This is a genomic window from Pseudomonas sp. UC 17F4, from assembly GCF_900101695.1.
GTDB lineage: Bacteria > Pseudomonadota > Gammaproteobacteria > Pseudomonadales > Pseudomonadaceae > Aquipseudomonas.
The window spans coordinates 4,899,484-4,925,761 of record NZ_FNKV01000001.1; the positions used below are offsets into that span (position 1 = coordinate 4,899,484).

At 61.7% G+C, this 26,278-nt stretch carries 17 protein-coding genes; all 17 read right to left on the reverse strand.

Features of this window, described 5'->3' with window-relative positions:
• Positions 1 to 15 precede the first annotated feature (15 nt).
• Positions 16 to 342 (reverse strand): flagellar hook-basal body complex protein FliE, encoded by a 327-nt coding sequence (fliE, locus tag BLR26_RS22270; protein ID WP_045200283.1) that lies wholly within the window; start codon positions 340 to 342, stop codon positions 16 to 18.
• Between the two features lie 120 nt (positions 343 to 462).
• A complete protein-coding gene (locus tag BLR26_RS22275) occupies positions 463 to 1,842 on the reverse strand; it encodes a sigma-54-dependent transcriptional regulator (protein ID WP_045200281.1) in 1,380 nt (459 codons plus the stop codon).
• On the reverse strand, positions 1,842 to 3,053 hold the full coding sequence (locus BLR26_RS22280; RefSeq protein ID WP_045200279.1) for a sensor histidine kinase: 1,212 nt from the start codon (positions 3,051 to 3,053) through the stop codon (positions 1,842 to 1,844). Before BLR26_RS22280 ends, BLR26_RS22275 begins: the two co-directional genes overlap by 1 nt.
• Positions 3,054 to 3,257: 204 nt before the next feature.
• Positions 3,258 to 4,733 (reverse strand): transcriptional regulator FleQ, encoded by a 1,476-nt coding sequence (gene fleQ, locus BLR26_RS22285; protein WP_038996385.1) that lies wholly within the window; start codon positions 4,731 to 4,733, stop codon positions 3,258 to 3,260.
• Positions 4,734 to 4,903: 170 nt separating this feature from the next.
• Positions 4,904 to 5,200, reverse strand: a complete 297-nt coding sequence (locus BLR26_RS22290) for a flagellar protein FliT (protein ID WP_045200277.1) — start codon at positions 5,198 to 5,200, stop codon at positions 4,904 to 4,906.
• Between the two features lie 9 nt (positions 5,201 to 5,209).
• Positions 5,210 to 5,605 (reverse strand): flagellar export chaperone FliS, encoded by a 396-nt coding sequence (fliS, locus tag BLR26_RS22295; protein ID WP_045200275.1) that lies wholly within the window; start codon positions 5,603 to 5,605, stop codon positions 5,210 to 5,212.
• A 133-nt stretch (positions 5,606 to 5,738) separates the two neighbouring features.
• Entirely contained in the window at positions 5,739 to 7,139 is a 1,401-nt protein-coding gene (gene fliD / locus BLR26_RS22300) for a flagellar filament capping protein FliD (protein WP_093385614.1), read from the reverse strand.
• Between the two features lie 71 nt (positions 7,140 to 7,210).
• The gene (locus BLR26_RS22305) at positions 7,211 to 7,576 is read right to left on the reverse strand and encodes a flagellar protein FlaG (protein ID WP_093385619.1); all 366 of its coding nucleotides are present in this window, start codon (positions 7,574 to 7,576) and stop codon (positions 7,211 to 7,213) included.
• A 71-nt stretch (positions 7,577 to 7,647) separates the two neighbouring features.
• Positions 7,648 to 8,496 carry a flagellin domain-containing protein gene (locus BLR26_RS22310; protein WP_045200267.1) on the reverse strand — a complete coding sequence of 283 codons (849 nt, stop codon included), beginning with the start codon at positions 8,494 to 8,496 and terminating at the stop codon, positions 7,648 to 7,650.
• Between the two features lie 256 nt (positions 8,497 to 8,752).
• Positions 8,753 to 9,682 carry a ketoacyl-ACP synthase III gene (locus BLR26_RS22315; RefSeq protein ID WP_093385623.1) on the reverse strand — a complete coding sequence of 310 codons (930 nt, stop codon included), beginning with the start codon at positions 9,680 to 9,682 and terminating at the stop codon, positions 8,753 to 8,755.
• 329 nt (positions 9,683 to 10,011) lie between these two features.
• Positions 10,012 to 13,596: a glycosyltransferase gene (locus tag BLR26_RS22320; RefSeq protein ID WP_093385628.1), complete on the reverse strand. Its 3,585-nt coding sequence runs from the start codon at positions 13,594 to 13,596 to the stop codon at positions 10,012 to 10,014.
• A gap of 211 nt (positions 13,597 to 13,807) precedes the next feature.
• Complete coding sequence (locus BLR26_RS22325) at positions 13,808 to 16,603, reverse strand: glycosyltransferase (RefSeq protein WP_093385632.1); 2,796 nt, start codon at positions 16,601 to 16,603, stop codon at positions 13,808 to 13,810.
• A gap of 57 nt (positions 16,604 to 16,660) precedes the next feature.
• Complete coding sequence (locus BLR26_RS22330) at positions 16,661 to 20,227, reverse strand: glycosyltransferase (protein ID WP_093385636.1); 3,567 nt, start codon at positions 20,225 to 20,227, stop codon at positions 16,661 to 16,663.
• A gap of 72 nt (positions 20,228 to 20,299) precedes the next feature.
• Complete coding sequence (locus BLR26_RS22335) at positions 20,300 to 21,874, reverse strand: flagellar hook-associated protein 3 (protein WP_093385639.1); 1,575 nt, start codon at positions 21,872 to 21,874, stop codon at positions 20,300 to 20,302.
• A gap of 13 nt (positions 21,875 to 21,887) precedes the next feature.
• Positions 21,888 to 23,936 (reverse strand): flagellar hook-associated protein FlgK, encoded by a 2,049-nt coding sequence (gene flgK / locus BLR26_RS22340; protein WP_045200252.1) that lies wholly within the window; start codon positions 23,934 to 23,936, stop codon positions 21,888 to 21,890.
• 10 nt (positions 23,937 to 23,946) lie between these two features.
• Positions 23,947 to 25,146 (reverse strand): flagellar assembly peptidoglycan hydrolase FlgJ, encoded by a 1,200-nt coding sequence (flgJ, locus tag BLR26_RS22345; RefSeq protein ID WP_045200250.1) that lies wholly within the window; start codon positions 25,144 to 25,146, stop codon positions 23,947 to 23,949.
• 11 nt (positions 25,147 to 25,157) lie between these two features.
• Complete coding sequence (locus BLR26_RS22350) at positions 25,158 to 26,267, reverse strand: flagellar basal body P-ring protein FlgI (protein ID WP_010224970.1); 1,110 nt, start codon at positions 26,265 to 26,267, stop codon at positions 25,158 to 25,160.
• Positions 26,268 to 26,278: the final 11 nt, after the last annotated feature.

A 26,278-nucleotide genomic window follows, 5' to 3' on the forward strand; every position in this document is an offset into this window, starting at 1 on the left:
GACTCAATCTCGCCCTTATACCGGCATCTGCATGATGTCTTGATAGGCCTGCACCAGCTTGTTACGCACCTGGGTCAAGGCCTGGAACGACACAGTGGCTTTTTGCGAAGCGATCATCACGTCGGTCAGGTCAACCCCGCTCTTGCCGATTTCGAAGGCGCTGGCCAGCTGCGAGGAAGCCTGCTGGGTGTCGTTGACCTTGTTGACGGCCTGGCCGAGCATGTCGGCAAAACTGCTGGAGCCGACCTCAGGCGCAGCGGCAGCCTTCGGCATCGACATGGCGTCCATTTGCATGGCCCGCATGTCCAACATCAATCGATTAAATTCAACACCTTGGCTCATGGACTTCTCTCTCCGACGGCCCGCATTTTTTTGACACTCACGCAGCGGATAGGCAGGACATAGCAACAAGAGTGCCAGCTCTGCCCGCGGCCCGAACAAAAACTCTAATTCATTAATGGCTCAGCTGGCGTACAGGCTGGCCTCGACATCCATGCCGGCATCACGCATCTGCGCCAGCTTGTAGCGCAGGGTGCGCGGGCTGATGCCCAGGCGCTCGGCGGCCTCCTTGCGACGACCGCGCTCGGCGCGCAAGGTGTCGATGATCATCTGGAACTCATGGCGACGCATGTCATCACCCAGACCGCCCGCCGCCTCGGTTTCAATATTCGGCACGACTGCGGCGACCGGCGCTGCAGCGAACATCGGCAGGACCCCGGCGAGACAGAAATCCGCCGCTTCGATCACCCCACCCTGCTGCAGGATCAAGGCACGCTGAATGGCGTTGTCCAGTTCGCGTACGTTGCCCGGCCAGGCATAACCTTGCAGACACGCCTGAGCATCAGGCGAGAGTCGAACCGGGGCATGCTTCATTTTATTGACGTGGCGCGCCAGCAATCGCTCGGCCAGCGGCAGAATATCGGCGCTACGTTCGCGCAGCGGCTTCCACGCCAGCGGGAACACCGACAGGCGATAGAACAAGTCTTCACGAAAACGCCCCGCCGCCACCTCGCCGGCCAGGTCACGGTTGGTGGTGGCGACCACGCGAATGTCCAGGGCAATCGGCTTGCGCCCGCCAACCCGCTCCACCTCACGCTCCTGCAACACCCGCAGCAGCTTGGCCTGCAAGCCCAGGGGCATTTCGGAAATCTCGTCGAGCAGCAAGGTGCCGCCATCGGCCTGTTCAAATTTGCCGGCCTGGGCGGCGATGGCGCCGGTGAACGAGCCTTTCTCATGACCGAACAGGGTGGCTTCGAGCATGTTGTCGGGGATCGCCGCACAGTTGATCGCCACGAACGGCTGCTCGGCGCGCAGGGACTGCTGATGTATGTAGCGCGCCAGCACCTCTTTGCCAGTGCCTGACTCGCCGGAGATCAGCACAGTCGAATCGCTGCGCGCAACCCGCGCCGCCAGCTCCAGCAACTGCGCACTGGCAGGCTCGCGCGCCACCGGTCCGTCGCCTTCGCCCGCCGCAGCCACCCCCAGAGCATGGCGTGCCACCAGCTCAAGCAATGCCTTGGGCTCAAATGGCTTGACCAGGTAATCGGCCGCGCCCTGGCGCATGGCCTCGACCGCGCGCTCGACGGCGGCATGCGCGGTCATCAGCAACACCGGCAACTGCGGCTGGCGCGCGCGCAGCAGGGCCAGTAACTGATGGCCGTCCATGCCGGGCATGTTCACGTCACTGACCACCAGGCTGAACGCCTCGCCAGCGACCACTTCCAGTGCTTCTTCGGCCGAACCTACGGCCTGGTAGGCAAAGCCGCCCAGCTCCAGGGTATCGGCCAGTGCCTGCCTCAGGGCGCGGTCATCTTCGACCAGCAGCACCTTGATTGCTTTCATTACTCTGCCTCCACCGACTGCGCGCCGATCAGCGGCAGGCTGATCCGGGCGCAGGTGCCGCGACCGGGTCGCGAACGTAATTGCAAACTGCCCTGGTGGGCCCTTGCCACCGCCTTGACTACCGCCAGACCGAGCCCGGTGCCGGTAGCCTTGGTGGTCAGGAATGGCTCGCCCAGGCGCGCCAGCAAGGCACTGTCGATACCGGCGCCGGCATCACTGATACACAGGTGCAAGACCTGCTCGCGCCGGTATAGGTGAACCTTGAGCCGCGCAGGCTCGCCACTGGCCTGCAGGGCGTTTTCGATCAGGTTGAGCATGGCGCCGACCAGGGTGTCGCGGTTGCACAGCAACTCGCCCAGGTGACTGTCGCACTGCCAGCGCACCGCATGACCCTGAACATGGGTCTGCGCCGCCTGCTGCAGGGCCTGGAACAATGCCTTGGGTGTCAGCCGATCGGTCAGCGGCAACTCGCCGCGGGCGAACACCAGCATGTCGCGCACCTGGTGCTCGAGCTCGTGCAGGCGCTCCTTGAGGTTGCCGGCAAAGCGTTGCTGGGTTTCCACCGGCAAGTTCTGCTCGGCCAGGTGGCTGGCGTAGAGCATGGCCGCCGACAAAGGCGTGCGGATCTGGTGGGCCAGCGACGCAACCATGCGCCCCAGCGACGACAAGCGCTGGTGGCGGGCCAGTTGGTCCTGCAGGTGACGGGTTTCGGTCAGGTCATTGAGCAGTACCAACTGCCCGGGCTCGGCATCCAGCGAGCGGGTGGCAATCGACAGGCGCCGGCCATCACGCAGCGACACTTCATGACCGTCATCCTCGCGCGGAGCAAAGCTGCGAGCGATCACTTCACGCCACAACTCACCCACCAGCGGTTCGCCCAACAGGTCGCTGGCGGCGGGGTTGGCCTCACGCACCCGGCCCAGGCCATCGATAACGATCACCCCGCCCGGCAGCAGGGCCAGCAGGTTCTGCAGGCGGTTGGCCAGGCGCTCCTTCTCGGCAAGCTCGGCCATGCGCTGGGCGCTGACCACCGCCAGCTCGCCCTTGAGCTCGGTAACCCGGGCTTCGAGCAGGCTATAGGACTCACTAAGCTGGCTGGAAACCTGGTCGAACATGGCAAAGGCCTGCTCAAGACCAAGGCGGCTTTCCTGTTCGGCGGCGTTCGGCCCCTTCGGTTCAGGGACACAGGAGATGGTGGCGACCTGGGGCATCATGCTCTCTCGCGTGGCTGACCGTCATAAAACGGTGTGTTGCCTGCGATATAGCAATAGCCGTGCCGGATAGTTTGGGTGTGGCGGCGAGGAAACCAGCGAGGTGGCAGCAAAGGCCGATGGGACGGGCGTTACAGCCCCTTGAAAGATAGGGTTATTAGCCATGATGAGCGCATTGCGCGACTCACCATGGCCACCCAGGCGTCAATCCTCCGCCTGCTCATCCCCTTCGCGGCGGCTCATGCCGTACTTGCGCATCTTCTCCACCAGGGTGGTGCGACGAATGCGCAGGCGCTCGGCAGCGCGGGCGACGATACCGTTGGCATCATCCAGCGCCTGCTGGATCAGGCCCTGCTCCAGGCCACCGAGGTAGTCCTTGAGGTCCAGGCCTTCAGGCGGCAGCATCGCGTGGCTGGCGAAGTTCGGCGTATGGCCGTTGATGGCCACGCGCTCTTCGAGGTCCGAGCGCAGGCTGTCGACCAGTTGCTCGTCTTCGTCGTCGACGTAGCGGAATTTCTTCGGCAGCTCCGACACGCCGATCACCCCGTACGGGTGCATGATCGCCATGCGCTCGACCAGGTTGGCCAGCTCGCGGACGTTGCCCGGCCAGCCGTGCCGGCACAGCGACATGATCGCGGCCGAGTTGAAGCGGATCGAACCGCGCTTCTCGTGCTCCATGCGCGAGATCAGCTCGTTCATCAGCAGCGGGATGTCCTCGACGCGCTCGCGCAGCGGGGCCATCTCGATGGGGAAGACGTTGAGGCGGTAGTACAGGTCTTCGCGAAAGGTCCCCACCTCGATCATGCTTTCGAGGTTCTTGTGGGTCGCGGCGATGATGCGTACATCGATGCTCTGGGTCTTGTTGCTACCCACGCGCTCGAAGGTGCGTTCCTGCAGCACGCGCAGCAGCTTGACCTGCATCGGCAACGGCATGTCGCCGATCTCGTCGAGGAACAGGGTGCCGCCGTTGGCCAGCTCGAAACGCCCGGCACGGCTGGTAATCGCCCCGGTAAAGGCACCCTTCTCGTGGCCGAACAGTTCGCTTTCCAGCAGCTCGGCCGGAATCGCCCCGCAGTTGACCGGCACGAACGGCGCTTCGCGGCGCTTGGAGTGGTAGTGCAGGTTACGCGCAACCACCTCCTTGCCGGTGCCCGACTCACCGAGGATCAGCACGCTGGCGTCGGTATCGGCCACTTGCTGCATCATCTGGCGCACGTGCTGGATCGCCCGACTGGTGCCGACCAGGCTGCGGAACAGATTGGGTTCGCGCTGGCGGCCGCGCTCGCGGGCCTGGTCGTACATCTCGCGATAAACCTGGGCACGGTGCAGCGAATCGAGCAATTTGCTGTAGCTCGGCGGCATTTCGAGGTTGGAGAGTACGCGACGGCGCAGGTCGTCCGGCAGCTCGGCAGAAGAAATTTCGCCCAGAAGCAGAACCGGAAGGAACTCATCCCATCCAGCCACTGTCTTAAGCAAGCCCATCAGACTTGCCGGAGCATTCACGGTCCCGATCAGGACACAGAGCACTTCACGACTGGATGACAACGACTCGACAACCTGCTGCCAGTCATGGCTCGAGCAGGGCAGATTTTCTTCGCCAAGAAAATTCAACACTACCGCCAGATCACGGCGGCGAGCGCTATCGTCATCGATCAGGAGAATTTTGGTTTCACGCCACATGCAATAACAACTTCCCTAGTCATCTCGGCGCCCTTGTAAGGGCAAGCTCGACATCATTCCGACTGAACGGTCAGTGTTCGGACGTCTGAAATTAGAAAACAGCCACTAGTTAAGTCAAAAAACCGTACATAGTCAAATTTATGGCGCACTGCTTTTTGTTTTGCCCAGTTTCAGCTGAACAAATGGTATACCTTTGCCGCGTTTTTGGCTTGTCGGATCTGCGTCATCTCATCGACTATTGATTGACGCTCCCCACTTGCAACTTCAATTAATTCCTTGTAGACGCCCAGCAACTCCTCGAGCTTGCTGCGCAGCGTCAGCTCATCCACCGACGCTTCGGCCAGCACATCGTCCACGCACAGACGGCAACTGACGTCGAGCTCGCTGATCGCCTCCCAGTCACGACTGGCCAGGGCACCCAGCAATGCCTCGCGGGTTTGTTCGATACGTTCGAGCACGACACTCATTGCAATCTCCTAGGCGTCGGCGAGTTGATCGCCGATCGCGTCCCAGCCTTCCTTGACGGTAATCAGCAGGCGCGCCACTTCGTTGAGGATTTCCGGATCGTTCTGCACGTTCGCCTCGACCAGGCGCTTGCTCATGTACGAATACAGGTTATCCAGGTCGGTCAGCGAATCGGCGTGGTTTTCCAGGTCCAGGCCTTCACGCAAACCGCCGACAATACCGATTGCCTTGCCGATCAGGATGCCGCGCTGGGCCACGTCGTTACGCGCCATGGCACCCTTGGCCTGGGCAATGCGATCAAGACCGCCCTGCATCAACATCTGCACCAGACGATGCGGGCTGGCCACGGAGGTCTGGGCCACGCCGTTGACTTTCTGGTACTGCCGAAGGGCCAACATCGGATTCATGTTCTACCTCGTCACCGCAAAAAAGGTTTCATATACCGCTTGTATCGCCTGCGCGTCAAAAAACTTTAGCGCGTACGGCAAAAAGCCCGGAGTCCCCCTAGGGGTACTGCCGGGCTTCTGGCACAACGCCGAATCAGGAGTTTTTCTGCTGCGCCTCGATCGAGGCGAACATCGAGGCGATGTTCTTGCGCTGGGCTTCGAGCTTGCCCACCAGGGTATCCATGGCCACGTAGCGCTTGGTCAGGGATTCGGTCAGCGAAGTGATGCGCCGGTCCAGGGCCAGCTGCTGGTTGTCGAGGTCCTTTTGCAGCTTGTCCAGGCCAGCCTTGCGGGTGTCGAGGATGCCACCTGTCTGCAGGTACGGCTCGACCGCCTTGGTCATGTGCGCGAACACGCCTTCAGTGCCGGTGAACAGCTCCTGCACGTCCGGGCCGAGCTTCTTGTCCTTCATCGCGGCATCGTACTTGGTGGAGTTAAACTCCAGGGTACCGTCCTTTGCCGTGTTAATGCCCAGCTGGCTGAGGGTGGTCAGACGACCACTGCCCGACTCGGTCGCCAGTTGCTTGCGCAAGTCCGACAGCATCGAGCGCGTGGTCGGATCGTTGGTCAGCGGCCCGAGCACAGTCTTGCCATCAGCGTCCTTGGACACCGCCGTCAGGCTGTTGGCCGCCTTGACCAGGGTGTTGTAGGCATCGACAAAGTTCTGCACCGAGGCCTTCAGGCCGGCAGTGTTTTCACCGACCGTTACCTTGATAGGCTTGTCAGTGGCAGTAATCTGCAGCAGCTCCAGGCTCATGCCACTGATTGCGCCGTCGACGGTATTGGACTTGCTGGTAACCTTCAGGCCGTCGATGCTCAGCTCGGCGTCCTGGGCGAGGCCGTCGATGTAGCCGGCACCATCACCGTTCATTTTGGTAGTACCGTTGATCTTCAGCTCGGCGATACCGTCGACTGAAATATCGGTACCCTCACCGGTCTTGGTCGAGCTGAAGACCAGGCGCGAGCCGTCCTTGCCATTGACGATGTTGGCAGTGATGCCCTGCTCGGCCAGCGACGAGTTGATCGAGTCGCGAACCGATTGCAAGGTCGCACCTGCCCCCACCTTCACAGTGTGGATCACGCCATCCTGGGTAATGGTCAGGTCGCCTTCAGGGATCGAAGTGCTGGCCCCGCCGGTAAAGTTCTGGCTGGCCACCTTGGACGCGGTCGCCAGCTTGTCGACCAGAACGGTGTAGGTACCGGGCACCGCCTTGTTGTTCGACGTGGCCTTGACCGTGGTGTCACTGCTGGAGGTCGCGGTGTAGGCACTGAAGGCTGGCGCCTTCGGATCGTTGAGCTTTTTCATCGCTTCCTGGTAAACAGAAAGCGCACTCTTGAGCGACGCTACCCCGGAAAGCATGGCCGTGTTGTTGGCGGTCTGGCGTTTGATCTGGTTCGCCTTGGGACCGGTGTCCGCCTTGACAAGCACATCAACGATCTTGTTGATGTCTACCCCGGAACCCAGACCGACACTCGGTAAAATTGTACTCGCCATTGCTACTCCCTCATGGTTGCGCGCCGCCCTAGCCTTGCCAGACTAGCGAACTTGCCGCTCAGCCGCCAGCATCAGGCCTTGGCGTTGAACAGCAGGCTGTTTACATCGCTCAGACTGTGAGCGATCTTCAACGCCTCTTCCGAAGGAAGTTGGCGGATCAGCTCTCCGGTCTCGCTGGCGATGACTTTAACTATAATTCGGCCGGATTCTTCATCCGTGGAAAATTCAAGGTTACGTCGCGATGAAGCAAGGAATTTCTCGATATCCTTGACCGCGTTCTTGACCTTCTCAGCTTCGGACAGCCCCTTGTCGGTAGCTTCCTTGACTGGCGTGATGGCTTCAACTGCCGCTACAGGCTTGGCCGCAGGGCGTTCGGTGGTCGGCTCGACCGGCTTCACCGTCGGGTAAGACAGGTTCAGCTTGACGCTCATATCCATGTCACCACCTCTCAATGCAAAAGGCGGAGGAGTGCCGTAGATGCACTCCCCCGCCGACAACTACCGAGTGATTAGCCCAGCAGCTTCAGTACAGCCGACGGCAGTTGGTTGGCCTGGGCCAGAACCGAAGTCGAAGCTTGTTGCAGAGTTTGCTGCTTGGTCATCTGAGCAGTTTCAGCGGCGAAGTCGGTATCTTGTACGCGACCACGAGCAGCTTCAGCGTTCTCGTTGATGTTTTGCAGGTTGTTGATGGTGCTGGTCATACGGTTCTGCACCGCACCCAGGTCAGCACGAGCGGTACCGATCTTCGCCAGAGCGGAGTCGATAGCGCCCATGGCAGCCGAGAAGTTGGTCTGGGCAGTGGTGCTGTCGCTACCGGCGATGGTGATGGCGCTGGTGATACCCAGGTCGCTGGCCAGGAACTTGGCGCTCAGGTCGATGCTGATCTGGTTTTCGCCGCCAGTGTTGGAACCAACCTGGAAGGTCATGGTGCTAGCCGAACCGTCCAGCAGGTTTTTGCCGTTCAGCTGGGTGGACTGGGCGATACGAGTCAGTTCCGCAGACATCTGCTTGAACTCGTTGTCCAGCGAGGTACGGTTAGTCGAATCGTTCGAGTCGTTTCGCGATTGCAGAGCCAGTTCACGCATACGCTGCAGGATGTTGACCTGCTCTTGCATCGCGCCTTCAGCGGTCTGGGCGATCGAGATACCGTCGTTGGCGTTTTTGATTGCCATGGTCTGACCGCGGATCTGCGAGGTCATACGGGTAGAGATCTGCAGGCCGGCGGCGTCGTCTTTGGCGCTGTTGATTTTCAGGCCGGAGGACAGACGGCTCATCGAGGTGCTCAGAGCGTCGGAAGCGCGGTTCAGGTTCTTCTGAACGCCCAGGGAGGTAGTGTTGGTGTTAACGGTTAATGCCATGACGAATTCCTCGTGTTTGGGATACTGCGGCTTCCGGCCCTGGCATCCGCCGGGTGTGGCCTAGAGAACCTTCGTAATAGTTATCGTCGTCTGGCGCGGTTGCTTTAGGGGTTTTTGCAAATTTTTTAATGGCACCCTGCCACCCCAATGAAATCAAGGGTTTGACGCCAAAAAAACACTTACCCATAAATGCTGGAGATAAAAAAAAGCGCCACCGGGCAACCGGCAGCGCTCTATTTTCAGGCTGGTGCAGAAATCAGTCGTTGCGCTCGATAATCGCCGAGCCCCACGAAAGACCTACACCGAAACCGCTCAAGGCAACGCGCTGGTGGCGCGAACCGAGCACGTGCTTCTCAAGCAGCAAGGGAATGCTCGACGACACGGTGTTACCCGTCTCGACCATGTCCTTGACGAATTTGTCCGGGTCATCTTCGAAGCGCCGGGCGACGGCGTCGACAATCGCCGCACTGCCCTGGTGGATACAGAACAGGTCGATGTCAGCCGGTGCCAACTGGCTTTCGCCCAACAGCTCATGCAGGTGCGCCGGCACCTTGAGCAAGGCAAAGTTGAACACCTGGCGACCGTTCATGAAGAACACCCCGTCACTGACCTTCAGGTGCGCAGCGCCGCCGCCGTCAGTACCGAACTTGGCCTTGCCCAGCTGCCACTGGGCGCCCTCGCCCATCCAGGTAACAGTCGCGGCATCACCAAACAGCATGGTGGTGTTGCGGTCTTCAGGGTCGACGATCTTCGAGTAAGGGTCAGCGGTGATCAGCAGACCGTTTTTCAGCCCCGCCGCCTCCATGAAGCCTTTCATGGCATACAAGCCGTAGACATAGCCCGAGCAGCCCAGGGAAATATCGAAGGCCGCCACGTGGGTCGGCAGGCCCAGTTTGTCCTGGACGATGGCTGCAGTGTGCGGCAAACCTTCTTCGTCGCCGTTCTGGGTAACGACAATCAGGGCGTCGATGGACTCAGGCACCAGGCTCGGATTGGCAGCGAACAGGGCCTTTACCGCCTCCACACACAGGTCGGAGGTTTCCTGGCCTGCGTCTTTGCGCGGCAGGAAGGTCGAACCGATCTTGCCGAGAATGAATTCCTGGTCCTTGGCGAATTTCGCACCCTGGGCGTAGTTGTCCACACCCTCGACAGGTACGTAACTCGCAATGCTTTTGATGCCAATCATTGTGGCTTCCCGATAGATATGCGGATTTTCACGGGCACTGGAACCTGGTAACCAAGGGCTTGCGAGCCTGCGCGCACCCCGCCCGCCAGTACCGCCCGACGACTCAATAGATTAAAGATGCCCGTTTCGACTGCCAAGTCACTGTTGCACAAAGATTACCCATCACAAATGTCAGCCATTGGCACTTTGTGACTATCAAAGATTGCTAGTTTGGCGGGTGTCGACGCTGCGAAAGGCACCCCGGGAGGCTGGCGACACGGGACGAGCACGCCATCCACCGGGCTGCCGATCGACTCGGGCAACGCGGTGGACGCGGGGTCAGCTGGGGATCAGGCGGGCAACCAGGCGCTGCGCCAACGCTGCAGATGATCCTCGTCGAGCATCCAGCACCGATGAACGGCATCCCTGAGCTCATCACCGCGGCGCTGGGCAGCATCAAGATTGGCCAGGTGCAGGCCAATAGCCTCGATCCAGTGCTCGTAGCTGTTGTGCACACGGGACACGGGCAAGTCGTCCTGCTCCTGGCCGATGTCGCTACAGATCACCGGCACGGCGCATGCGCCGAACTCCAGTTGACGCTGGTTACCTCTGCAAACATTGAACAGGGTCTGCTGCAGCGGCACCAGAGCGAGGTCCAGGTTCAAGCCTGCCAGCTTTTGTGGGTACTGCTGAACTTCGACACCCTCGTGGTACTCGTGTACATAGGGCCGCAGGCTATTGGGGCAGAAGCCGAAGAAAACCCACTCGACATCCGCAGTCAAGGCCTTGATAACGGGCGCGATAACCTCCAGGTCACTTGCCTGCTCGCTGCTGCCGACCCACCCCAGGCGAGGCCGGCCAGCCGTTCGGCGCTGCCCCCTTATATGGCGCCAGGCGTCGATCGACAAGCGCGTCTCGACCACCCGGATATCGCCATGCAGGCCGGCAAACGCCTGTGCCAGCGCCGCCGTCGGCACCACCAGGCGGTCGACGCACCCCAGGGCTTGCTGCAGGCTGTGGAACACATCCTCGCCCAGGCCCTCACGGCGGGCACTGCCCACCGGCAGATCTGGCAGGTAGTCGCTCAGCTCCAGAACCGTAAAGGCACGCGAGAACGCCTGAATCCGCCGCATGACTTCAAGGCGCGGTGCATCCAGCCCACCCTGGAACACCACTACATCCGCTGCCAGGCGCTCCAGCTCGACCAGGGGCGTCAACCCCGGCGACACCCGGCCATCGATGTAACCGGCAGCCTTCAAGCCATTGAATGGACGCACTACCCGCGAATAGCCCAGTTCACCCTGATCAAGCGGATGGACCACCAGCACCGGCATCTCTCGCTGCCCCTGTGGCGGCTGCCAGGTCGACTGCAGGCTGGCGACCTTGAAGCCACCGGCATGGGCCAGCGACAGATGGCGGTTGTAAGCCGGATCATGGGCCAGCACCGGCAACCAGCGCGCATACAGGGCGTCCTCTTCTTCCACACTGGCATCGGCCATTGCCGGCCTGTCGATCAACAGTTGTGCATGAGGCGTCCAGACGTTGAGGTAACCGGCCTGGCGCAGGCGCAAGCACAGATCGACGTCCATCCAGCGCGCCAGTGCAGGCGCCTCGTCAAACCCGCCGGCCTCGACAAACAGGTCGCGGCGTACCATCAGGCATTCACCGCTGAGCGCCGAGTAATTCTGATCGACCGTGAGCCGCTGCATGTAGCCGGAGTCGCTGTGAGCGTAGCCGGCAAATACCCGTCCCACCGGCCCGCGCAAGCCCAGAACCAGCCCAGCGTGGTGAATCCTGCCGTTCATCGACAGCAGCTTGGCGCCCACGGCTGCGACCTCCGGACGCTGGGCGTGATTGAGCAACTGCTGCAACCAGCCCTTGGCAATCGGCGCCGCTGTCGCATCCAGCCACAGCAGGTACTCACCGCGTGCCAGTCGCCCTGCGTCATTGCGCAACAGTGCCGGGCACTGGCCCTGGGCAAAAGACAGCACCCGCAACTGATCGCCACCGATTTGCTCGATCCCCTGCAACCATTGGCGCACTTGCGGTTCGTCACTTCCCGGATCGAGCAACAGGACCTCGTAGCAGGGGTAGTCGGTGTGCTGCAACAGCGCCTCAATGCAGCGCTGGAACTGTTCGAGGGCACCATCGAGCAAAATCACAATGCTCACCATGGGCTGATCGGCATGCCCATAGTCCAGTCGATAGTGGCCAGGCAGGTGCGAATCGACGTGCGCCTGAGCATAGCCCCGGGCCTTGAGATGACGCCCTACCACCTCCCGCTCGCTGGCACAGTCAGCGAAGCGCAACGCTTCGCTGACCAACAGCGGCTCACTGATATGCTCGATACCACTCAAGCCGCGCTGCTCGACCAGGCGCAGCTGGTACTCCAGCTCGAACGCCTGGCCACAGCCGGTATCGAAGCCGCCTTGCGCCAGGAACTCGCTACTTCGCAACAGCCAGTGCGGCGAGACACTGGCCGGCAGGCTCAAAAGCAGATCAAGGTTCAGGTCTGGCCGAAGCGAAATACCCAACGAGCCGTTGCCCATGCGCATGGCTTCGTCAGCGTAGGCGGCAACACAGGCATCGGCTGCATTGACAAGCTCCAGGGCCACCAGCAACAAACCGCCAGGGGTGAACTCGACCCCCGCCTCGACCACCATGAACCAGTCGCAGCCGCTGTCGGCCACGACCCTGTTGATGACCTCGCTACGCTGCGCTGCCTGGCACGGCCGGTGGTGCACCGATAAACCCGGCACGTCTGACGCTGGCGTCGCAGCCCCGAGGGTCACCACCTGCAGGTGGCGATAAAGGCACTGATCGGGAGCAAGGCTCTCAAGGGTACGCATCAACGCCTGATCAGCGTCGTCACTACCCAGCACCAGCACGCCCAGCATCGGCGCGCGGCCGCTGGCCAGGCGCTGCATCAATGCCGCGCGTTGCGGTTCTTCGGGGCAGCGCTGCTCGAGCCAGGCCAGCATGCCTTGCTTGTCCGCCAGTGCCTGCTGTTGCGCTGCCGCCTGGGTTTTTTCAATGAAGACATCCAGCTGCTGCCAGAACGGCTCGGTGACCGCGACGTAACGCTGCAAGGCCCCCTGCACCCCGGCACGGGCAACCTCCAGCGCATCGGTTTCATCCGACAAGGCAAAACCTTGCCTGCCGAAGAAGATACCGTCGAGAAACACCTGATCGACGCTGTGCCCGGCCATGAAGATCACCGGGCAACCGCATAGCACAGCAATGGCACAGGTCATCGACCATTCATAGCTGTACAGCACTTCGGCACTGCGCAGGACCTTGGCCAGTTCAACCAGCGACAGCGGGTTGGCAACACTGAGCAGGCGAATGCCTGCCGGCAGCGAGGCATAGTCCACCTGATCCAGAGGATGCCGGTTCTGATACAGGTAATGCCCCTGGCGAGGCACGCTAGGATCAGGTGCATTGAACAGCGAGATATCGATAATCGGGAAGCACAACAGGTCGGCGACACTGACCCCCTTCTTGGCGGCGATCCGCGCATCGTAATAGAACAGCAGATCGTCCGGCTCTTCCTCCATCGCCCTGCCCGTCAGGAAGCCCTCGACGTTCAACAGGTAGCGTGCGACTACTTTGCCGCTGAGCGGGTTGCCGCTGGTGACTTCCGGATAGACCGTAATGGGCACCTTGCCGCTGGCGATATGGCGATCGGCGGTCGCCTGGTCGAGCAGTGGCGTTTTCAGCTCGGGGTTGACCACCTTGCCGCCGCAAATATAGGCCTCGCGGCCGCTCAGGTTCAACGCGTGGCACAGGTAATGAAGCGTGCAGACTCCTGAAGACGTCTCCCGGTAATCCGGCGCCGCAATATAGTAGGGATGCGCCGGCTTGGTATAGATCAGCTGCAAGCGAGCCATCGCCTGCTCAAGCCTATACCCATCAACGCCCAGGGTATTCGACATCTTCAAACTCCAGAATTGGTTGGAAACCCGACAGCCAAGGACAGGTTGCCCAGGCAACGGCGGTGGCCTGCGAGGCGAACTGTCAATAATCTGCCATCGCCCCCCTGCCAGTGCAGGAGCACAAGGCTGTAGACACGGGGGCTTAGCGAATCGCAGGCATGAAAAAGCCGGGCATTGCGCCCGGCTTTGCATATTTCGCGCCAGAGACCTGTTAAGGCAACCACTCCAGCACGCCGTTGCCACCGGCCACTACTACACGCGAAACGTCAACGCCATGCTCGACATCGACTACAACACGGGTGCTGAAGGCTGCCGGCCAGCGCTGGACCAGCGCTTGGCACTGTTCCCGCGCAGGCAATGGCACTGCGACGTTAAGCACTTGCGCCTGGGGTACGCAGATCGCCAGCAAACCGGCTTGTGCAGCCTTCAGGCACAGGTCGACATCGGTACCACCCGCAAGCTGTTCATCCAGCCCGGCACACTGCTCGAACAACGCCTTGCCCACCATCAGGCAGTCGGCCGACACCGCCTGGCAACCTCTTACCGCTTCCAGCCCGGGCAATGTCACTCGCACACGCGAAGCACCCTGCCGGGCATTGCGTACCAGGCCACTGCCGAGCAGCTCGTAACCGGCATGACTGATGACGCCATCGCGATCGAACATCTGGCAACCGACAACACCCACCTCAGGGCGCTGAGCCTGGTTGAGCAGGGATTCGATCCAGGCCGGCGACACCACCTCGCTGCGGCTCGACATCAGCACCAGGTACTGCCCCTGGGCCTGGGCCGCAGCCTGGTTGACCATCTGTACCCGCACCGACGACTCACAGGCAAACAAGCGCACCCGCGATCCCAGCCCCTGCACCGTGGCAAGGCCTGCGGCTACCGCCTCGGCATTGGCCGCCTCGCAGGTGACGATCACCTCGTAACGGGCATAGCGAGTACGCTGGACCACGCTTGCCAGGCTTACTTTGAGCTGCTCGAGATCGGAATCGGCAACCAGCACAATGCTCACTTGCGGGGTCTGCGGATGACGGAAGTCAACCTGGAAGGTACCGTCGGTACTTTCGTTGACCTGGCCACGGTAACCCAGCACGTTCAAATGACGCTTGAGGGTGGTCAGGGCTTGACCAGCCATCGACTCCGGCGCTTGCTGGCCGATCACCAGGTACTCGTCCAGGTGGGCCATGCCGCTGATACCGCTGGCTTCGACCAGACGCAGGAGCAGATCGAATTCCAGCGCTTGCGCACAGTCTTCACTGTAACCGCCCAGGTCGACAACGGCCTGGCGACGCACCAGCCAATGCCGGGCCATCAGGTCAGGACGACTGCGCAGCAGGTCCAGGTCGCAACCAGGACGTACGACGCTGAGCAGGCGCCCGTCGCTGTCGCGCTGAACTTCGTTGGCACAGATCGCATGGCACGCCTGGGCGCCAGGCAGCTCGACCTGCAAACGCAACAAGCCGCCGGTAGCCAGTACATCGCCCGCCTGCAACATCAGCAGCCATTCGCTGGAAAGCTGGCGTACCACCTGGTTCAGGTGCGCAACCATGTTGGCCGGCGTAACCTTGATAAAGTGCAGGGCATCCCGGGCCGTGGTGATGGCCGGCAGTTCGCCGGCCTTGAGCACGACAATCTTGAAGTTGCGCAAACCGCTGGCGACCAGGCTGTCGAAGGTATCCTGCAAACCTGCGTTATCGTCCGCAAGATCGATCACCACAAAGGCTGTCTGCGGCGCCGGGTTTTTCCCCAGGTGGGCAAAAATGCGCTCGCGGGCGGCGCTGTCCGGGGTGGCCGCAGCGATTGCCGCCAGCACCTTGCCCGAAGGCGTGCTCGCCAGCTGCGTCTGCACAGCGGTAGCCGGCAGCAATTGGAGCTGCTCCAGCCAGGTGCCAAGGTCGCGGCGCAGCCCCTGGTCCTGCTCGCCCAGGCCTGCCAGCAGGCGCTGGCAAACCTGCGGGTTGAACACACCCAGTGCAAAGGCCTGCCAGTAGCGGGCCATGAGGCTCTCGGCGGTATCGTTGGGATGCTCGGCAAGCAATGCTTGCTGCCGTACCCAGGTACCTTCCAGCGCCCGGCTGTGAAGCTGTCCGGCGGGCCAGGCATGGACCATGAACTCGCTCGAGCGCAACTGACCGAACACGCTGCCGTTGTAGTACGGCATATCGACAAACTGGGTTGGCTCGAACGTCACTTGTGGTTCGGACGACAGGCTGTCCCAGCGCGAAGTGAACAGCAATGGCGCCTCACAGCGCGAGTGGGTATTGCGCACGAAGGCATTGAGGACTTCGAAGCCCCTGGCACTGGCAAATACCGCTGCCTGCTCGCCATCCCAGTGCTGGAGCTGGCGCACAGCCTGGCTCAGAAACTCTTCGCGAGCCTGCTCGGAAAGACTCCAGGGACGGTATTCGACCATCGCACTGGTGTGCGCCAGCAGCCGCGATGCGCCCTGGGCCAGCAGCCCATAGGAAACCGCCACACACCAGCTATCGAACGACAGGTTCGCCGGCACGCTGCGCACCGCGGTTTTCAACACCTCGGTCCTGATCACTGCCCGCCACGCCTGCAAACCGTACTCGGCATGCACGGCAATACGCCCCAGGGCGTTGCTGGCATGCAACTGAGCCTTGGGCGCAGAGCCGATCTTGTAGTAGTCCACGTCGCCATTACCAGGCTGGTAACCCAGCGAGTAACCTTGAGCCATTACGTAATCGGCGTCGCCTTGCAAGGCTTCCACCGCTGCAGCGATGCCATCGGTCAGGAGGAAATCACACTCCAGGGTCAGCACCGCAAACGCGGTATCGACCTGCTCCAGGGTCTGCAGCACCTGCTCGGACCAGTCACCGACCGACGTTTGCGACGCCGGCGCTGCGAGTGTCTGCAGGTGTGCAAAGCGCGCCTGGTAATAGTGAGCGGCGCGCCCTGAATAGCCAGGCTCGTCCTGACCCAGCAAGACGACGGTGACGTCATCCAGCAGCGCTGCACAACCGATTGCTTGTTCGCCCATAGTGCACCTAGTTCTCATGTTATCTGTCATGGCCAGCATCAAGGCCGGCCACTGTCGTTAATCGGCCAACCAGGCGTTAGCCCAGTGCTGAAGCTTGTCGGGTGTCAGCATGAAGTCGCGCAGCACCACTTCGCGCAGGGCATCGCCCAGGCGATAACTGGCCTGGGGATCGTCCAGATGCATGCGGATCGCTTCCAGCCAGGCCTGCGTCGAGTTGCCGGCCACCCGCGTACAAGGCAGGTAGCCCTGATAAGCCTTGGTATCGGAACACACCACGGGGAAGCCGCAGGCGCCATACTCGAGCAAGCGCAGGTTGCTCTTGCAGTCGTTAAACAGGTTGGTTTCCAGCGGTGCCAGCGCCAGATCCAGGTTCAGGCTCGCCAGCTTCTGCGGATAGAGCGACATGGCAATGCCGGTGTGGTACTCCTTGACGTAGGGCCTGAGCACCTCCGGGCACATACCAAAGAACACCCAGTCGACCTCGTCGGCAAGCTCCCGGACCACCTCGGCCAGCAGCTCCAGGTCACCTTGATGGCTGGTGCCCCCAGCCCAGCCGACACGCGGCTTGAGGGTGGTTTGTCGATGACTCTTGAGGTCGCTCCACATGTGCATCGCCAGCATGTTCGGCACCACCCGGATATCATGGTGCATGCTCGACAGCGCATCAGCCAGCGGCTGGGTCGACACCACCACACGGTCGCACAGGGAAATGCCGCGGCTCACCAGTTCGCGCATGTTCTGCGGCATGTTGCGGCTGTGCGCATTCTTTTTCGGCACGTCGATGATGTAGTCGTCGATCTCGTAGATTCGCCGCGCACTGGAAAAGGTTTTGACCCGCTCGATATCCCGAATGGTACTGGCCATGTAACGGCACTGCAGGATGATCGAGTCCGGCTTGCAACGCTCCATTTCGATAGTGTTGGGCGTGGCGTAATCCAGCTGACCCTGGATCCAGCCGGCCCGCTCCAGCTCGGTAAATGGCTGCACCACCCGGTAATGCCCAACCGCCGTGGTGTTGACCGGCAACGCCAGCACATAGGGCAATGGCCGGCTGATGAACGGGTCCCAACCACTACGCAAACCCGGTTCCAGATTGTAGCTGGACAGCTTCAGGCTAAGGTTGCGGTTGTAGGCCGGATCGTTGGCCACCAGGGGCAGCCAGCGCTGGTAGAAGGCGCGTTGGTCCCGTTCTATCGCCTTGGTGTCGACAACCTGCTCGACTGGCAGGCGCGCCACCATCGAAAACGGTGTCCAGACCACCAGGTAACCCTGCTCACGCGCACGCAGGCAGAAATCGGCGTCGAGCAACTCAACGCTGAATGCCTGGACATCCAGACCACCCAGCGCATCGAACAGGTCGCGCCGCACCAGCAGGCAATGGGCGCTGACAGCGCTGAGGTTCTGTACCGCAAGCAAGCGGTTCATGTAACCACCGGCATCGACCGGCTGACCGTAGAACGGGCTTCCCGCCAGGCCATGCACACCCAGCAGCAGCCCGGCATTGACCACCATGCCGGCGCTGCTACAAATCTTCGGACCGACAATGCCGACTTCCGGACGCTGGCCCTGGCGCATCAATTCGCTCAGCCACTGGCCATCGAACATCAGGCAGCCAGGGTCGACCAGCAACAGATAGCTGCCTCGCGCCTGCTCGGCGGCCTGGTTGATCAGTTGCTGCCCGGCGCTGTCCTCGGACTGGACAATGTGCAACTGATCGCTGCCCAGTTGCCGCATCGCAGCAAGCCAGGACTGCAGATCCTGAGGCTCGTCACCCTTGGTGGCGATCAGTACTTCATAGTTGCGGTAGGCGGTGTGTTCGAAAATCGATTCGACACAACGCCGAAGCGCCTGCAGGTCTTGCCCGGCCACGATGATGATCGACACCGCGGGCGTATCAGCGTGCTGGTACAGCACTCGGGTCAACATGCTGTTTTCGGCCGATACCAGCTCGGCCTCGATACCCAGGCGCTGCAGGTGCGCCTGCAATACGCGTGGTGCCTGGGCCAGGCAGGCCGGCTCGGACTGCCAGCTGGAATAGCTGTACTGACTTTGCACCAGCAGTTCGGCGACGTGCTCGACCACCTGCAAACCATGGCTTTCAACCATCCGCCAGAGCAGATCTTGCGGCGCCAGGACGTCATAATCAGCCGTGAAGCCGCCCAGCTCCAACAGCCGGGTCCGCTCGAAGGCCAGCATTCGTCCGACGTAGGGGAAGCTGCGCATCAGATCGAGGTTGAAGTCGGGTTTGAAGATCGGCTGGCCAACCTGCAGGTTATCGTCACTGCCCTCATCGGTGTACAGGCACAACCGGTCCGTGTGCAAGGCCAGGCGCTCGGCCATGATCACCAGGGCATGAGGATGCAGGCGATCACCGGCGCGTAGCAGCAACACCCAGTCTGCCGATTCGGCCCTGGCGATCCGCGCATTGAGCTGTTCAAAACCATTGCCACGCAAAGCGCTGTACTCGACACCCGCATCACTCGCAGGCGGCTCTTGAGTGCCAAGCACCCAGACCTGATGCGGCGCATAAGACTGGGCGGCCAGGCTGTCGAGTGTCGACTTCAACGGCATCGCCTCGCCCTGTGGATCGAACACCACAGCAACGATGCGCGGTTGTCGTGGCCATTGCTCGATCCGTTTGGGCAGCAGGCTGATCTGCGCGGGCGACAAAGTGCGGCACTCAAGCCACTCGGCATAGAGCTCGGCAAAGCTCAGGCTGTGGGTACCGACTTGCTGCTGATAGTGGCCCATCTGCCCGGCGTACAACCGGGTCAGTTCATATTCGTCCCACTCCAGCGTCTCGCCTGGGCGAAAATCCTCAAGCGCCACGTAGCGAATCCAGCCGGTGGCCGGCGGCGCTTCGCCGGTGTTGGCGGCGAGCATCTGCTGCAACCATTCGCTCTCGGTCTTGTGTGCAAGGGTGATGCCGGCCTGATGGCTCAGACGTCCGGCATGGACCCGCTCGATACTGAGCATGTTAGACAGGTAGGCCAGGTGCCCACGGCGCAACAGGCACATGTACAGCGCCATGTCCAGGCGCGCAACGAACCCTGCGCCCTGCTGCACCAACTGCGGCAGGTACTGCTCTACCGCAGCCCGGCGCATGAGCATGTGACTGATGCCGCCAAACAGGTTGGGAACCTTGCTGGTGACCGCATCGAGCATGTCACCGCCGTTGAGGATCGCGCTGCAAGGGGCAATCACGCAGTTGGCCGGCCGCGGCGGCAACAGCGTCTCGTCCGCCGCGCAGATCAGCCGGTGGTTGACCACCATGTTGACCTCGGGGCAATCGGCCATGATCCGCGCCTGTTGCTCGATGCAGTTTTCGATCAACCAGTCGTCGTCACAAAGAAACTTGACGAACTCGCCCCGGGAGTGCTCCAGGCATTGCAGCAGGTTACCGGCAAAGCCCAGGGTCGCGGGGTTGCGCGAATAGCGCAGTTCGCAGCTTGCCTGCGCAACCCTCTCATCGAAAATGGCCTTGATCTCGTCCCCCTGACTGTCGTCGCAAACGATGACCTCGAGGTTGGTGTAGCTCTGGGAGATGGCACTGAGCAGCGCGCGACTGAAGAACTCGGGGTTGAAGGCAGGAATGGCGATGCTGACGAGGGGTTGTTCGATCATAGTGGTAGGCCTGGAGAGGGTTCCGGGTGATGCCGGCAGGGGCATCACCCGGTGATGTTGCGCAAAGATGTATCAGAGCCGGTTGAACAGGCTCAGCGAGGAGATCTTGGTGAACGCCAATTGCGACGCCTGCAGCATTGTCTGCTGCAGGTTCAGGCGGATCAGCACATCGGCCGGATCGGCGTCGCGGATCGAACTCTGGGTCTTGGTATTGGCCATCTTCAGGCTTTCGTTGGTATCGGCCTGGACGTCCAGGGCGGCACCCCGGGCACCGATTGAGCTGATCGCCTCGGCAACCTTGTTGGCGCCGCTTTCCAGGTTACCGATGGCCGACTGCAAAGCCCCCTGGTATTTCTGCCGCGCCGCCAGGTTGTTGTCGACCGGCAATTCAAGCGCCTTGCGAAACTCCGAGATGGTGTCGAGGATATTCTGGGTCTGATGGGTATCGACCTTGACCGAGAACTGGTCGCCGCTAGCCGGCACTGCCGAGAAGTCGAAGTCGACACCGGCAATATTGGCCTTGGTCGCCGGGGTACCGGTCAGGTTGCCAGTGGCCACCGGGCGCGCATCCGGCCCCATTGGCTGGGCATACACTTCATAGGCCGAGGCACTGGTGAACTTGATGATCGCGCCACCGCCAGGAAAGGCATTGTGGTACGCCGTCTGGTCGGTAATCTTGGCTCCGGTGATCTGCGATGACGAGGTATTGCCGGCGCTGCGCGAGCCACTGACTTCGTCGGGTTTGGAGCTTAGCGAGAAGCTGTGACCGGCGATGACCGCGTCCGGGTTGGCCTTGTCGGCATCCGTCAGGTTGATGTCCAGGCGCATCTCGACACCACGGAAGGTGATGTTGGCCGGCTTTTTCGGGTCGAAGGCGCCTTCACCGGTGGCTTCCAGGGTCACGTCGTTGTTGGCTGCGTCAGTGATCTTGAACTGCGTGCTGCTGGTGAAGGTGATGGTGTACGGCTCGCCACCACGGAAACGATCGTTGTACTGGGTGCTGCCGGAGACCTGGCCATTGGACAGACTGACACGGCCGTCATCCACGGCCGGCGAGGTCAGCTTGGTCTGGCTGCGGCTGGTGTTCAGCGCCTGTTCGAACACACTGTAGCCACTCTCGTTGGTAGCCATGGTGAGCATGTCACCGACCTGCAGGCTCAGGGTGCTCTGGTCGCCCTGGTAGGTGTAGGTACCATCGGCATTACGCACGTAGGGCGGCGTGTCGCCACGGGAGCCGGAGAACAGGTATTTGCCGTTCTCGTCACGGCTGTTCATCAGGCTGTAGAGCTGCTCTTCGAGCTGGGTCAGTTCCTGGGCATCGGCCTTGCGGTCGGCGTCGGTGTAGCCACCGCTGCCGGCGCTGATGGCCAGTTCCTTGACCCGCGCCAGGATGTTGGTAATGCCGTTGAGGGTCGACTCGGAGGTGCCCAGGCTGTTGCGCACGTTGGTGATGTTGCCATCGTACTGGTCGATCAGGTTGCTCTGCTGTTGCAGTTGCAGCAGGCGCGCAGCCCCTACCGGATCATCGGCAGCGGTACGCACACGAATGTTGTCGCTGGCCTGCTGGCCGGTCTTGACCACGTTGGAAAAGTTGCGCTGATAGTTCGCGGAGCTGGTTTCGTAAAACTGGGAAGTAGAAATACGCACGGTCTACCACTCCTTAAAGGGCGTTGATCAGCGTGGAGAAAATTTCCTGCGCCGCTTTGATGATTTGCGACGAGGCCGTGTAGTACTGCTGGTACTTGATCAGGTTGCCGGCTTCTTCGTCGAGCTGTACGCCCGACAGCGAATCGCGTGCGCCCCGGGCCGACTCATGCAGGGCGCCGGTAGAGTCGACGTCCATCTGCGCCTGGGCGGTCTTGCCGCCGACGTTTTCCACCAGCTTGCCATAGGCGTCGGTGAGGCTGATGCCCTTGCCGTTGGCGCCGACTTCAACCGTACCTTTGGTCTGCAGGTCGATCAGCGCCTGGCCGTTGCGGTTGTTGTCCGAACCCGAGCCGGTCATGCCGATGGTGTAGTTATCACCCTGCTTGGGTGCACCCGAGACGCTCATCTCGAAGGTGAAGGACTTCTGGTTGCCGCTGGCATCCTTGATCGGCGCGCCGGTGGAATCGACCATCGGCACCGAGAACTGCAGTTTGTTTTCCTGACCGGGAATAATGGTGCCGCTACCCAGGGTACCGCCCTTGGCATCGAGCAGCTTGTAGGTCTGCGGGTTGGCCTTTTCGTCACCGAACACCAGCTTGACCGGGGTCGAGTACTTCAGGCCATTCTGCAGATCCAGGCGCTGGGCCGGGTCGTAGATGTCCAGGGTCGAGGTCAGGTTGGGCTGTCCGATGATCCCGGTGCCCTGGTTGCCGGCACCACTGGTAGACGTCAGCGGCGATGCCAGCGCCAGGCGCTTGGGGTCGGTAAGGACGGTGTCCAGGTTGGTCGCGGCATTACGTGTCGGGGTGATCTTGAAGGTGTCACCGGCCTGCAGCGCGCCGCCATTGAGGTTGAGGCTGAAACCGTCGATGACCGGTGCCGGATCGTCATTGAGATCATAGGAACCGACCACGCTGCCCTCCGGCAGCTTCTTGACGCTGTAACCCGTGGCGCTGGTGAAGGTCACCTGATAGTCGCTGGTGCTCAGCTTGCCGGTGTCCTTGATGGTCACATCGAGGTTGCCGGAGCCTGCGCTGTTGCCCGCCTGGGCAATGCTGCGCTGGCTGATCAGTTCGGGGCTGTTGATGTTGTTGAACAGGGCCGCGCCGAACTCGCCGTTCTTGTCGATACCCTGGGCCAGCTGGCTGTTGATCCGGTCGGCCATGACCAGGGCCACGCGCCCCAGCTCGTTCAGCGACGGGTCGAGCACTTCGCTGCGATAGCGCAGCAGGCCGCCGATCTCGCCACCGCGAAGGCTCGAGGTAACGTCCATGGTGGTGCTGCCACGGTTGAGCTGCACGACAAATCGGGTCGGGTCGGTCTTGCTCGGCGCGGTCTCGAGGTTGTTGGTGGTTTTACCCAACACCAGCGGCTGGCCGTTTTCCAGATAGATATCGAGGTTGCCTTCGCGCTCGACCACCTGGGTACCGACCAGCTCGGAGAGCTGACGTACCGCCTCGTTGCGTTGATCGAGCAGGTCGTTGGGGGTGCCCTGCACCACCGCCACCTTGGAGATCTGATCGTTGTACTGGGCAATGGTTGCCGTCAGCTTGTTGACCTGGTCGGCCATTGAAGCGAGGTTGCCATTGATGTTGCTGTTCTGCTCGTTGAGCTGGCTGGCGATGGTATTGAAGCGCTTGCTCAGCGATTGCGCGCTGGTCAGCAGCAGCTGACGCGAGGCATCTTCATTGGGCTTGGCAGCAGCGCTCTGCAAGGCACTGAAGAAGCTCTTCAAGGCACCCGTGATACCCGTGTCGGCGCCCGACAGCATCTGGTCGATCGGCCCGACCTGCTTCAGGTACGAGGCGGCATCGCTGCTCAGCGAGGTGGTGGTACGCAACTGGTTTTCAAGGTAGGCGTTGTACACCCGACGCACATCGGAGAGGGTCGTGCCGGTGCCGATGAACACACCGCCAACCTGCTGCGCGCCGTTGGACCGCTGCACATTCTGCTGGCGCGAATAACCGGCAACATCGGCATTGGCAATGTTGTTACCCGTGGTGTGCAGGCCCGCCTGGTTGGCGTTGAGCCCCGACATCCCGATGTTGATCAAACTCGCCATGGTTCAAACCTTATAGTTTCGTTGTAGTGCCAATCGCTGCGTAGCTTTCGTACGATTTCATCTGTTTGGCGATCTGCGAAATCTTGCTCGCGTAATCCGGGTCGGTTGCGTATCCGGCTTTCTGCAGCTCGCGTACAAACTGTTCCGGTTTATCGGCAGCCTTGACCGCTTCTTTATAGCGGGCGTTGTTCTGTAGCAGGCTGACCAGGTCATGGAAGCTGTCCTGGTAGGAGTCGTAGGAACGGAACGCCGCGGTCTCCTTGACGAACTGACCGTCACGAAACTCGCTGGTGATCGCCCGCGCCTGGCCGCCCTGCCAGTTGCCGGTAGCCTTGATGCCAAACAGGTTGTGACTGCTGCTGCCATCGGCCTGGCGCATGACCGATTTGCCCCAACCGGTTTCCAGCGCCGCCTGGGCCACCAGGTAGCGCGGATCGATACCGATGCGCTTGGCAGCCTGCTCGGCCATTGGCAGCATGGTGGCAACGAATTCATCCGACGAGCCGAATGCGCGCTTGGCCGGCGCCAGCGGCGGCTGGGCCACGGCGCGGCCATAAATGCGCATCGAACCCGGCGCGGCAAAGCTCTGTGCCGACTGCCAGTCACCCTTGACCACGGCATCGGTCATGGCCGTGGTGCGTTGCGGCAAGGCTGCGGTGTTGGTGGTGGCAGCGACGGCACCGGCGGACGGCACGATGCCGGCCAGCAGGCGATCGGTGAGTTTGCCCGGCAGCGCCAGGCGCCGCGAGTTGAGCGCCGCCATGTCGTTGCGGGTGACGGCGGTTTCTTCGCTGCGCGCAGGCTCGGCAACCTTGCTTGCCCACAACGGCCGCTGCTGGATATCCACGCGCGGGAACGGGCTGTTGTTGCTCGCAGCGCTGGCCTTCTGCTTGGACAGCTGGCGCATCAGCACTTCCTGCAGGCCGATACCGCCGCCCTCGCGGGACATGCTCACCGCCAGCTGCTGGTCGTACATCTGCTGGTACTGCTTGGTGGTCTCGGTGTTGAGCGGGTTGTCCTTGGCCAGCACATCGCTGGCCGAGCGCATCGACTTGAGCATCTCGTTGAGAAACAGCGACTCGAATTCCTGGGCCACCTTGCGCAGGTTGGCATCGCTGTCGCGATCACCAACCTTCAGCGAGTTCAGGCGATTGAGGTCGGTGTAGGCACCACTGTCGGCGGCATTGAAAGCACTTTTAGGCATATCCATGGCCAGCCCCCTCAGATCACGATCAGGTCGGCTTGCAGGGCGCCGGCCTGTTTCAGGGCTTCGAGGATCGCCATCAGGTCACCGGGCGCAGCGCCCACCTGGTTCACCGCACGGACGATTTCATCCAGGGTGGTACCGGGGCCGAACTTGAACATCGGCTTGGCTTCCTGCTCGGCATTGACCCGTGAGCGCGGCACCACGGCAGTCTCGCCATTGGAGAACGGCCCCGGCTGGCTGACGATCGGGTCTTCGGTAATGGTCACGGTCAGGCTGCCGTGGGTGACCGCCGCCGGCGACACCTTGACGTTCTGGCCAATGACGATGGTACCGGTACGCGAATTGATGATGACCTTGGCCACAGCCTGGCCCGGATCGATCTCAAGGTTCTCGAGAATCGACAGGTAGTCGACCCGCTGGCTTGGATCGAGCGGCGCGGTAACCCGTACCGAACCACCGTCCAGGGCCTGGGCCACACCCGGGCCGAGCAGCTCGTTGACCTTGTCGACGATGCGCTTGGCGGTGGTGAAGTCCGGGCGATTAAGGTTCAGGGTCAGGCTGTTGCCCTGGTTGAAACCACTGGGCACGGCGCGCTCGACCGAAGCACCACCGGGGATGCGACCGGCCGACGGCACGTTGACGGTAATCTTCGAGCCGTCGCGGCCCTCGGCATCGAAACCGCCGACCACCAGGTTGCCCTGGGCAATGGCGTAGACGTTGCCATCGATACCCTTGAGCGGAGTCATCAGCAGGCTGCCGCCGCGCAGGCTCTTGGAGTTGCCGATCGAGGAGACGGTGATATCCACCACCTGCCCCGGCTTGGCGAACGCCGGCAGGTCGGCATGCACCGACACCGCGGCAACGTTTTTCAGCTGCACGTTGCCCGAGCCTGGCGGCACCTTGATGCCGAACTGCGAGAGCATGTTGTTGAAGGTCTGCAGGGTGAACGGCGTCTGGGTGGTCTGGTCACCCGTGCCGTTGAGCCCCACCACCAGGCCGTAGCCGATCAGCTGGTTGGTGCGCACGCCGGAAATGCTGGCGATGTCCTTCAGACGCTCGGCCTGCACGGCGAACGCAGTGGACAGCAGAATCGTAGCGGCAATCAGCTGCTTGAAGTTGAACATGGTCATCCGAA